Below are 10,394 nucleotides of genomic sequence, written 5' to 3' on the forward strand. Positions count from 1 at the left end.
AACCACACGCTCCGGTGCTATACTAAAACAAATAAACCGCTTCATCACACATCATGTCTCCCCGTCCAGTTACCATTACTTCCTACAATATGCACAAAGGCATGTCTGCGCTCAACCGCAAAGTGCAGGTCAACCGTATGGCTGACGCGCTGGGTGCATTGGGTTCGGATGTTTTGTTTTTACAAGAAGTCCAAGGACAACATCTCAATAGAAGCCGCCGTACCGACTTTCCCGATGCGCCGCATTACGACATCATCGGCGACAGCCTCGATTATCATCGCAGCTACGGCAAAAATGCCGTCTATCCCAAACGACACCACGGCAACGCCATTCTCAGCCGCCTACCGCTGAAAACGGAAAACAACCTCAACATCAGCGTCAACAAACTCGAACAGCGCGGCCTGTTGCATTGCGAAGTCGTGCCTGAAGGTTGGGAAGATCCGCTGGTGTGTTTGTGCGTCCACCTCAACCTGCGCGAGCCTGACCGCCTTAAACAATACCGCGCCATCAGCGACTATGTCGACCGCCATATCAACCCTGACAGCCCCTTGATTATTGCCGGCGATTTCAATGACTGGCGGCAGAAATCAGCGCGTGAGCTGGGCAGGGCATTAGATTTGAACGAAGTATTCGTCGATAATACAGGTAAACGCCCCAAAACCTTCCCTTCGCGCCTGCCTATCCTCAGCCTCGACCGCATTTACACGCGCAATCTTGATGTCATCGATTCTGAAATCCACAACAGTAAAGACTGGCAGCATTTGTCAGATCATCTGCCATTGAGTGTAACGGTTAGGCCGCATCGTAAAATGAATATGAAATCAGATAGAAAAATGTAAGGCTAAAATTTTTTAAAGCACTATTTGGAATGTATCGAAAGAAAAAGTTTTTCGCTCAGATAGTTGAGATAAAACAGGCCGTCTGAAAAGTTTCAGACGGCCTGTTTAAGTTTATAAAAAAGCGCAAACCTTTTTATATCAAAAGTTTGCGCTTTAAATCTGGTGGAGGCGGGGGGAATCGTACTTTGAGATTAACTCATTGATTTAAATATAATCATGTTCTTGTTTACGGTAAAAGTTACCCCAAAAGTTACCCCAAAACTTTAAGGTAGGGGCATTTTTTTGGCACTATTTACCCCTTGTCAGATTGCCAGTTTAAGCTGTTTGGGTGGCAGGGGCAAAAATATTTTGCGGCATTTCTGCCAAGCTGTAAACATGGTTGAATTGTAACACTGGAAATTATCCGCGCTTGTGGGGTGTTCTCTGCTTTCTTCTTCCAGTCGTCCGATATTGTCTCTCGGGCGGCTTTTGTTTGTATCGGCTCTGTCAGTCATGCGCCCAAACAAAAAAAGCGTATATATACAAAAAAACGCAAAAATCGTTTGTTACCTTGTTACCAATGGCTGAAAGCCTTGCCAGTCATGGCTTACATGGTAACAAAACACATATTTTAACCTTGTTACCATTTGTTACCGCTCCTATTTTTTAAGCGTAACCATTTGAATATAAAAGGGTAACAAGTGGTAACAAATCGGTAACAAGTAAATTTATGTTCATTTGTTACCGTTTTTTCTGTGTTTTTATATTTATATTCATATAGTTATAAGTGTTAAATTTTGTGGTAACAAAGGTAACAAGTGATTTTGCCTCGCGCATATGGTTTTATCTTTTCGCGTGTCTTGGTCTTCTTTCCTTTTTATGGGCTCCAAAAATTCAAGGGCTGCTTTTCTCGCGCGCGCGCGTATTGGTGTCGAAATTATTTATCCCTCGTCTGTCTTTGTTGGTCATAGCGTAAATAGGCTAAAATCGCGCTGTAAGCGCGTTTCTTTGTTTTGGTAGGGTAGGTATAGGGAAAGGGTCAAACAGTCCTAATTTTTGAGATTTAGGGGCTTCCTGTTAATTTTATGCTTTCTTGGTTGGTCTGCCTGAATGTTTAGACGTAAAAAAGCCCGCCTGTGTTGATCCCGGCGGGCTTGGTTAGGATTTTGGAATTAACCCCATGTAAATGATTAGTCGTCCAGTTCTATATTTGTAGCTAAAACATGAAACCAGCCGTTACCTTTCCGCTGGTGTTGGTAGCCTCTGTTTTTGTGGTTATATTTCAACAATCCATTATCTGCTAATACGCGGCAAACTTTCGCTTCATCGAAACTTTGGGCGATTTCATCGGCAAAGACACGGCGGATTACCCACAATTCCAATTTTTCCCCCTCCTGTTTCCTATATCCTGCATGGTCTTTATTGGTGCTTTTATCGCTCCATTCCATAAACCGCGTGCCTAATGCGTGCTGGGCGATAAAATCCTCTGCCTGCTCAATGATTCGGCGGTCTTCGTGTTTTCCTGCTCCGTTGGCTTCCAGCCATTCATCAAAGCATTTTTTCACGCCTGCCATGCCTACACCTACGGGCAAGCCGGTAACAGGGGCGGCAAGTTCCAAAGCGGAGGCGGCGATAGCAAAGCGTTTTGCTACTCTTCGCGCCTGCCCTGATAATTCGGGAATGGTTGCCATAAATGCGGCCATGCGCTCCGTTGCCTGCTGTTTGGCTTGTTCTAGGTTGTCTAAAAGCTGTCGGATAAATAGTCTTCCTGCCGTTCCGTGATATTTTTCTGCTGATTGGGCGATATGCTCACTCAACAATGCGCCATCTTCAAATCCGTGCAATGTGTCATAAATGCCGTATTGCGCGGCGGCTCTGATACTAGGCAGGCGGGCGGCTTGTCCTGCGTTCCAATCGCCCTTATGGTGCTTCAAGATGGAATCGGGGGTCTTTTCGCCGGTGGAAAACATCATCACTTTCCAGCGGCTTAAAGCGCGGTTTCCGCCTTGTTTTGCGCCTTGCACTTTGTTGATACCGTTCATAACGCTATAAACAGTATCGCCGATAACGTGCGGGCTTGCCTGTCCTATTTCGTCCAACACCAGCAAGCCATCATTGCGGGCGGCGGCTGTGTTGGAAAAGCCTATTTTCGTACCGCTCCAAGACAACAGGCTTCCTGATGGTTTGCCCCATACGCTCAAGGCTACTTTTGCGGCTGTGGTTTTGCCGTCTGAAGAATCGCCCATCAAGTGGAAGCCCCCCGATTCTTCGTTTAATAGGGAAAGCAACGGGGCGGCAAATGAAGCTCCCAAAGCAAGGCACAAACGGCTATTTCCTACTGCATATCGGGCTATGTTTTGTTGCCAGTCGGTAAGCTCTCCGTTTGGCTGATATGCCTTTGCTTGGCTGGTGTCGCCGTTGTAGATAATGGCGGGGTCTTTGTCGGTCGCTGTGATGGTTTCCCCACTGGGCATAATGTAGCTGTCTTCGTGCCAGCCTGCGCGGTCGGTAATGGTAAAGGCCGCCGGGCTTCCCTCTTTCTGCAAATAGTCTGCTAGTCTTTCCCTTTTTGCCCGCCCGCTCATGATGACTAGGCCGAAATTCTGCAAACGCTGCCAGCCTTGGACTGTGCCGATTTCTGCTTGTGGTATGGCGGCGGTCTTTTGTTGGCGTGTGATTTTGTCTTTAAACTTGATAATCCGATAATACGCGCCGTCATTGTCTTGCCCTGTGCCAATGATGTCGATAGGGTCGGAAAGCAATAGCGGCTCTGCTTCGATAATATCGCCGTCTTTATCGGTTCTAACGTTTACCCACCATACGCCCCGATTGTCGATTTCAAAGTGAGGGCGCGGGCGGAATGGCTCGATATTCTCAAGGTTGTAGTCGTTGGGGCTTTCCTGCTTCGCTGTTTCGGTATTTTTCATGCTGTCTGTCCTCCGAAATGATTGTCTGATTGCTTTTTCTCGTTCAGTTCGTCCAGTGCGTCATAGCCCGGCGTTTTGCTTTGCCATATGCTCGCCTTGATTCCCTGCTTAATGGCTCGCATTGCCAAGTCATAAGCAGCTCTGTAACCAACGGGGCGGGGCGTGTCGTTATCGGCAATAATCGCAATTTCTTTTATACCGTTCAAAAACTGAAAATTTGCCATGCTGTTTGCGCTCAAGGCCGCGTATAAGCCCCAATCGTAAGCCTTGTACAATTCACGGGCGGCAAGGGCGGTTTCTATTCCCTCTGCAATGACAAGACGGCCATTTTCAGGAATCGGGAACAAGTGGACGGCTTGCCCTGAAATGCTGCCTTGCTTACGGTTTCGCATTTTCTTGGCCGGTAATGCTTCGCCTGTTACAGGGTCTTTGATTGCCAGTTTCTGATAGCGCGGGGCGTGTAGTCCGTCCTCCCCGCATGGCTTGTCATAGCTAGGCTGTAAATAGGTTAGGTGTAAGCCTTGTAGCTCTTCGTCCATATCGCGGATAGCGCAAACCATACAGGGGAAACGGCCAAGCAAAAGCGGCTTATCTTCGACTGTTGTCCAATAGTCTTTTTCAGGTAGGAAACGGACGTTTTCGGGTAAATGCGCCATCTCCAAACCGCGTGATCTCAAATACTGGATAACAGGGGAATCGGGGCGGATAGGTTCTGTGCTTCTCCACAATGCGGCCAGTTTCTCGATTTGGTCTTTTTCGGGGCGTGGCTGCGCTTGTGGGCGTTTGGGCGGTATCGGCAAAGGGTTTGCATTGTCCATGTCTAAAATGCCAGCAACCTGCTTTAAGGCCGTCTGAAAATCACACCCGAAAAAGTGCATTACCAAGCCGAAACCATCACCCGCGCCGTTGTTGTAATGGTTGCAAATGAATGTGCCGTTTCCGTCCTTGTCGTCATATCTGAAACGGTCTTTCCCTCCACACGCGGGGCAGGGCTGGTGTTTGTTTTTCAGGTATCGCTGGTCTATGCCTAATGCCGCGTGTATTTCCGGCCAGCGGTATTGCGCGGCTGCTCTGATTTCTTTGCATGTCGGTTTCATTTTCCTACCTCCTCGAATCTGTCCATAGATTCGCGGGCTATGGCTGATACGGTATGAATCGCCTCTTTTTGGCTTGCTCCGTCATTCACAATCAGCAAGATAGTGCTTACAACGTCCGCCGCTGCGATTGCCTTTTCTTTGCTGTTTAGTTGGTTTGCCAGTTTCTCCGTGATGGTTTTCATTGCTCTGCCTCCTCTGATACTGGCTCTAAAACAATTCCTGCTGTTGGGTCGGTTTCCCATATTGCGGGCGTTTCTTGCTCTAGTTGCTCCGTGTCAGCGTGGGCGGGCTGGTTACAGGCTCGGACTACCAAAGCCAAAAGCAACACCCAAAACACCAGCAAGGCGCGGTTAAGATACCGGCGGAAACGGTCGGATTTATTGGTCTGTTTCATGGTTTTATCCTTTGCTCTGCCTCCAGTGTTTCAAAACATGAACCTAATAAAATCAATTAGTTATGAAAACACTAGGGCGAAGTTTGCCCTATGCCGTCTGAAATAGGCGGCATAAAGGCGGGTAAATTTCAGGGAATAGGTGGGCTTAATCTGCTTTGGTTACGCTGTAAACAGCCCATTCTTTCAGGTCGTCTGAAAGCTCCAGCAGGGCGGAAACCTGATTTACAGATTCCGTAAAGCTGTAACCAAACACCAGCGCCAGCAGGTCAAAACCGCTGCCGCCTTTGGGGGTGCATTGGTTACAGATGTAGCCGCCGCCGTCTGAATCGTCAGGGCGCGGGATGGGGTCGGTTTTGAATATATCCCTCAAGCTCGGATGACAAATCGAAAGATTCCAAGTTTTCCGCATGGGGGACTAGGGTTTGAATGACTGTGGCAAGGCGTGCCGTGCTTCTGATCGCACTTATGGGGGTGTTGTGGACGGGATGGGCGGCCATGTTGTCGCAAATGGTGTCGATAATTGCGCCCGTATTGGCGATAAATTCGCCGCCGTAGTACAGCGCGTCCATAATGCGGTTTGCCAGCTCTAAGGGGATGGTTACCGTTTGGGCTTGATTTTGAATGGTTTGGATTTGGGTAGAAGTGCAAGATTGCATTTGAAATGCTCCTAGTTAAATTGAGATTTGAGAAATGCCCGAAATAAGGGGGCGGTGCTCTCTCCTGTAACTAGTCAGGCGTGGACGTTGCCGTTACCACACACCGCCATAAACTTTGATATGCCGTCCAAAGCCTGTGAATAGGCTTCAAACGCCATAAGAGAAAATGGCGATAAAAAATCAGCGTTTACCCTGCTGATTTGGGCTAGTTAATTTAAGAGAGAAACTTAATTCTGCTTCTCAAAGCTCAATCTGTCAAATGGTTTTTTACGGGGTTAGATGGCGTTATGCTTACTCTTTCCCGACACCAGCAAAGAAAACCGCCCGCGTTTCACGGTCGCCCCGAATTGGTTTTGCACTTCTTCCATCACGGTTATGATTTCATGCCCCGCTCTGCGAAGTTCCATAATGCGTGAGTTATAGCCAAGTATGCCCATCTGTGCCAGCTCCCATGATGTAACGCTCCCTTTTCTCAATCGGGCTAAAATGCGCTCTCTTTGGCTTGGCGTTTTGGGCTTGTTATTGATACAATCAAGTTTCATAATCTACTCTTCTTTCTACCGTCTGAATGTCCGTTCAGGCGGTCTTATTTTTTAAAAATCAGGTCTTGAGTTACAATCGCGCGCGCGGGCGCGTACTGTTACGAAAACTCCTGTTCTCCTTTCATTAGCTTGCCTGTTCTGTAAGCCATTTCTTCACTTCTCCTGCTACATAAAAGCGGCTGCGCGTGCCTGTGATTTGGCGTGATTGCGGGAATTGTCCTGCTGCCTCCAGTCGTCTGATTTGGCTGCTACTCAAGCGAGTGATTCCGCGCCGTCCTTTTGCTTGGCTTGTCTCAAGTTCTGCAATAGTTAATTGCGCGGTATCAGGTAAGCAGTCGATATTGATAATGTGCATTTATTGCCTCCGGTTGGTTAATCACGCCTGCGTGTTGCTGGCGTTTCGATAGGCATAAATATAGCCGCCTCAATGGGCGGCTTTCGAGAGAGAAAAAAATGAGAAAAAACTCTCTTTTAATTTCAAAATTTACTTAGGTTATTTTTGTTTCTTTTTCATATGTAATTGATACATATCTATAAAATCATCTTCAAATTCTATTACCTCATTTATTTCTTTGCATTTAATATCATATCTATGCATGAAAGGGTTTGCCACTGCTTCCAATAATAGGATAGCTTTTGGTAATACGCTGTCTTTGATTGTGGACTTATCGGGAAACCATTCTTCCCCTGTTTTTGGGTTGATAACGGTTTCTGTACCATCGCCAAAGAGTAAGAATAACAGTTCTTCATGCGTGAAGTGTTGGCCGGTGTATACCTCCCAAATCAGCAAATCTAGGCATGGCAATACTCTGAAACGGTTTAGGCTTTCTATTTCTGAATCACTAAATGTTCTTGTCATGTCGTATTTTTTGCTTATATGGATATGGCCGCCGTAAAGTTGAAATGCTCTGTATTGCCTTAAGAAATACTCAAACATTTCTTTCAGCTCATCATCGGTATGTTCTTGGAAATTAATCAGCACCGGCGTGAAACAATTATATGCCCCTGCTTTTTTTTCATATCTGAATTGGCCTAGTTTGGGTAATTGAATCCCTACGGTAGAAATTTCATCAATAGGCATTTTTTCCCCGTCAGAATCGACAATATCAGCCCCGTGTTTTGCCAGCAATCCATTAAAGCAAGAGAAAAAGGAAGAATCGGGGAATGTTTTCTCATCGGGGAATGTTTTCTCTAAGTCTTCAAATGGTATTTTGTACATATCATCAGAAATTAGATTCTTGCCTAATGGAATCCCTCTAGAATCTCTTGGAATATCAGTATTACCCAAAAACAATGATTGCCAAGAGTTTATACAATCATTGCAGATGTCATAACCTAAATCTGGATTACGGTCATATTTTAAATTCTCATTGTAGTGGTAAATTTTATGTTCAAAAGCGATTGCCCAATCTTCCCGCCCCCATTGGTAGGTCTCTTCATACTTGGAAATATCAAACCATTTAGGACAATAATCATGAGTATTCATTTTTAGCTTTGTTTCCGGTATCAGGCAATCGCCTCAATTCCCTTGTTCTTGACGATAGTAAGCAGCTTCAAAGCCGCGCCGCTCGGCTTTTTAATACCCCGCTCCCATTCGGAAACTTGGTTTTTACCAATGTTCAGATACATGGCAAAAGCGGCTTGTGATAATGCTTCGCGCTCTCTGATTGCCTTGATGTCTTCGCCGCTCAATGGTTTGATTTCGGTCAGGCATGATTTGTCAAAATCGCGCATGGTTTTTTTGTCGATAATGCCAATGTCGTGCAATCCCTGCATGGTTTCATGTATTGCTGCAAAAATCTCGCTTTTGTATTTCATGGCTGTATCTCCGTGAAAGTGCCGTTTGATTTGGCTTGTTCTATGTCGGTTTCCGTCATTGCCAAGATGATGGCGGCGGCTTTCTTTAATTCTGCAAGTTCTTTGTCCGTGATGTTTTCGCGGTCGTTCTTGGCAAAGGCAGTCATGAAAAACGCCCGTTCCCCACGTCTGAAAAATATCAGACTACGATAACCGCCGCTTCTGCCTTGTCCTTGCCTTGCTATGCGTTGCTTGATAACGCCGCCGCCTAAATCTGCGTCTATCACTCCTTTATCTGCCCGCTCTACCGCTTCTATCAGCTCGGAATCGCTGATTTTGTGCTTCTTGGCAAATTTCGTTATCCACTGGTTTCTAAATATCCGCATGGTTTTCTTTCGTAATGCTTAAGATGATAGTTTATTCTGCCGTTTCCTGCAATATGCCTGAATGTGCTTTCAATTCATCAAGATAATCAGCCCATTTTTGAACCATATCGGCGCGCTGTTCTAAATATTCCGCATGGTTATAGGCTGCCCTTGTCGTGTTGGGGTCTTTGTGGGCTAGTTGTCGCTCTACCCAATCGGCGTTATAGCCCATCTCATTCAATATCGTGCTGGCTGTATGCCTAAAGCCGTGCTGTGTGGTTTCTTCCAAGAATCCCAGACGGTCTAATGCTTTTCGTATTGCTCCCTCGCTCAAGGGCTGTTTTTTGCTGGTGTTACAAAATACATATTCATAATGCCCGGTTACTGGTTTCAAGCCGTCCAGTATTGCTAAGGCTTGGCGGCTCAAGGGGACAATATGGTCTATCTTGTTCTTCATGTTTACGCCGTCTTTATAGTATTGCTGCTCCTCCCAATCAATTTCACACCAGCGCAATAAACGTAATTCGGAAGGGCGGGCAAATACATAAGGGGAAAGCTGTAATAGGGCGCGTGTTTGCGGAAAGCCAGCGTAACCGTCAAAAGCTCGTAACATCTCGCCTATCCTTTGCGGGTCTTTAATGAAGCGGTAATGTTTCTGTTCCACCTTTGCCAGCTCTCCCCGCAATTCGGCGGCGGGATTGAATAGGCTCAAGCGAAGTTTCACGGCATATTTGAAAACTTGGTTTACTACGTCATAAATTTTTTGTGCCGTGTCATATTTCCCCGCCGATTCCAGCCTCTGTAACAGTCCTAAAACCTCAAGCGGCATGATTTCGTCTATTTTGCGTGTTGCAAGGTCAGGGAAAATATGAAGCTCAAGGCTGCGGATAACTCTTTGTGCATGGTCGGGCTTCCATTTATTCGGCTTTGCTACTTGGTCGCTGTGCCATTTGCGCGCAATAGCCTCAAATGTGTTTTTTAGCTGCTCTGCCTGCCTCTGTGCTTTGTCTTGCTGGTGTAGCTTAGGGTCTATCCCTTTTGCTATTAGCCCGCGTAATTCTTCTCGTTTTTCTCTTGCTTCTTTTAAGCTGATTTCAGGATAGACACCCAATCGCATTTCATCGCGTTTGTTGTCGCTTGGCCGGTAGTAACGAAAACGCCAGTATTTGCCGTTTCCCCTTGCTTGAAGATATAACCCTCCGCCGTCTGATAATTGATTCGGCGGTTGTAGTTTTTTGCATTGGCTATCTGTAAGCGGTAGCGTCTGTTTAGGCATTTTTAATCCAGTTTGGGGTAACTTTTAAAAACTCATTAAGCTATTGTTAATAATTGGTTTTATGGACTTTTGGGGTAACTTGTTTAAAAAAACAGGGCTAATTTGCCCACTTTTCGGTCTTGTTTTTTGGGTAACTCATGAAAAGTTACCCTAAAAGTTACCCCATAAATGATGAAAACTCAAGCATACGCCAGCATATTCAAGGTAATAAAAAAGCCTTGAAACCGTTATGGCTCAAGGCTTTATGCGTATTACAGGATACTGCTGAAAATAGGGTATGGTGGAGGCGGGGGGAATCGAACCCCCGTCCGAAAGTCCTCTACAGAGCGTTCTACATACTTAGTTGTGTCTATTTAGAATCTCGTCCCCATCATGCCGACCAACAGGCCTTCAGGGAACCAGTTACCTTAAATCTCGTTTCCTGCCAAGTAACCCGACAGAAAACCAGTCAATGTAGAATGACGTTGCGGTAGCTTGCGCTACACAGCCCATTGACCAACTGCTGCAACGGCAGGCCTTAAG

General features: G+C 46.2%; 13 protein-coding genes and 1 other RNA gene. 1 reads left to right on the forward strand and 13 read right to left on the reverse strand.

Going from position 1 to position 10,394, the window contains the following annotated elements; genetic code table 11:
- Positions 1–53: 53 nt before the first annotated feature.
- A complete protein-coding gene (locus ACTHUE_RS06100) occupies positions 54–839 on the forward strand; it encodes an endonuclease/exonuclease/phosphatase family protein (protein ID WP_070837631.1) in 786 nt (261 codons plus the stop codon).
- Positions 840–2,008: 1,169 nt separating this feature from the next.
- Here ACTHUE_RS06100 and ACTHUE_RS06105 read toward each other — a convergent pair.
- The 13 genes from ACTHUE_RS06105 to ssrA form a co-directional block, all read right to left on the reverse strand.
- The gene (locus tag ACTHUE_RS06105) at positions 2,009–3,745 is read right to left on the reverse strand and encodes a DUF927 domain-containing protein (RefSeq protein WP_070459978.1); all 1,737 of its coding nucleotides are present in this window, start codon (positions 3,743–3,745) and stop codon (positions 2,009–2,011) included.
- Entirely contained in the window at positions 3,742–4,842 is a 1,101-nt protein-coding gene (locus ACTHUE_RS06110) for a DUF7146 domain-containing protein (protein WP_070459981.1), read from the reverse strand. The genes ACTHUE_RS06105 and ACTHUE_RS06110 overlap by 4 nt, the downstream gene beginning before the upstream one ends.
- Positions 4,839–5,024 carry a polyribonucleotide nucleotidyltransferase gene (locus ACTHUE_RS06115; protein ID WP_070459984.1) on the reverse strand — a complete coding sequence of 62 codons (186 nt, stop codon included), beginning with the start codon at positions 5,022–5,024 and terminating at the stop codon, positions 4,839–4,841. The genes ACTHUE_RS06110 and ACTHUE_RS06115 overlap by 4 nt, the downstream gene beginning before the upstream one ends.
- Positions 5,021–5,236: a hypothetical protein gene (locus tag ACTHUE_RS06120; RefSeq protein ID WP_049351938.1), complete on the reverse strand. Its 216-nt coding sequence runs from the start codon at positions 5,234–5,236 to the stop codon at positions 5,021–5,023. The genes ACTHUE_RS06115 and ACTHUE_RS06120 overlap by 4 nt, the downstream gene beginning before the upstream one ends.
- A 145-nt stretch (positions 5,237–5,381) precedes the next feature.
- The gene (locus ACTHUE_RS06125) at positions 5,382–5,606 is read right to left on the reverse strand and encodes a hypothetical protein (protein WP_070459987.1); all 225 of its coding nucleotides are present in this window, start codon (positions 5,604–5,606) and stop codon (positions 5,382–5,384) included.
- A complete protein-coding gene (locus ACTHUE_RS06130) occupies positions 5,566–5,892 on the reverse strand; it encodes a hypothetical protein (RefSeq protein ID WP_070459990.1) in 327 nt (108 codons plus the stop codon). Before ACTHUE_RS06130 ends, ACTHUE_RS06125 begins: the two co-directional genes overlap by 41 nt.
- A gap of 275 nt (positions 5,893–6,167) precedes the next feature.
- Positions 6,168–6,434, reverse strand: coding sequence for a helix-turn-helix domain-containing protein (locus ACTHUE_RS06135; RefSeq protein WP_070459993.1), 267 nt, complete (start codon positions 6,432–6,434; stop codon positions 6,168–6,170).
- A gap of 124 nt (positions 6,435–6,558) precedes the next feature.
- Positions 6,559–6,789 (reverse strand): helix-turn-helix transcriptional regulator, encoded by a 231-nt coding sequence (locus ACTHUE_RS06140; RefSeq protein ID WP_070459995.1) that lies wholly within the window; start codon positions 6,787–6,789, stop codon positions 6,559–6,561.
- A 138-nt stretch (positions 6,790–6,927) separates the two neighbouring features.
- A complete protein-coding gene (locus tag ACTHUE_RS06145) occupies positions 6,928–7,920 on the reverse strand; it encodes a DUF6387 family protein (RefSeq protein WP_070459998.1) in 993 nt (330 codons plus the stop codon).
- A 20-nt stretch (positions 7,921–7,940) separates the two neighbouring features.
- Complete coding sequence (locus ACTHUE_RS06150) at positions 7,941–8,252, reverse strand: helix-turn-helix domain-containing protein (protein WP_070460005.1); 312 nt, start codon at positions 8,250–8,252, stop codon at positions 7,941–7,943.
- A complete protein-coding gene (locus ACTHUE_RS06155) occupies positions 8,249–8,617 on the reverse strand; it encodes a type II toxin-antitoxin system RelE/ParE family toxin (RefSeq protein ID WP_070460008.1) in 369 nt (122 codons plus the stop codon). Before ACTHUE_RS06155 ends, ACTHUE_RS06150 begins: the two co-directional genes overlap by 4 nt.
- Positions 8,618–8,648: 31 nt before the next feature.
- The gene (locus ACTHUE_RS06160; protein ID WP_107810594.1) at positions 8,649–9,872 is read right to left on the reverse strand and encodes a tyrosine-type recombinase/integrase; all 1,224 of its coding nucleotides are present in this window, start codon (positions 9,870–9,872) and stop codon (positions 8,649–8,651) included.
- A 278-nt stretch (positions 9,873–10,150) separates the two neighbouring features.
- Positions 10,151–10,394, reverse strand: a transfer-messenger RNA (tmRNA) gene (ssrA, locus tag ACTHUE_RS06165); the annotation flags it as partial.

The organism is Neisseria sp. P0021.S005 (assembly GCF_051956955.1).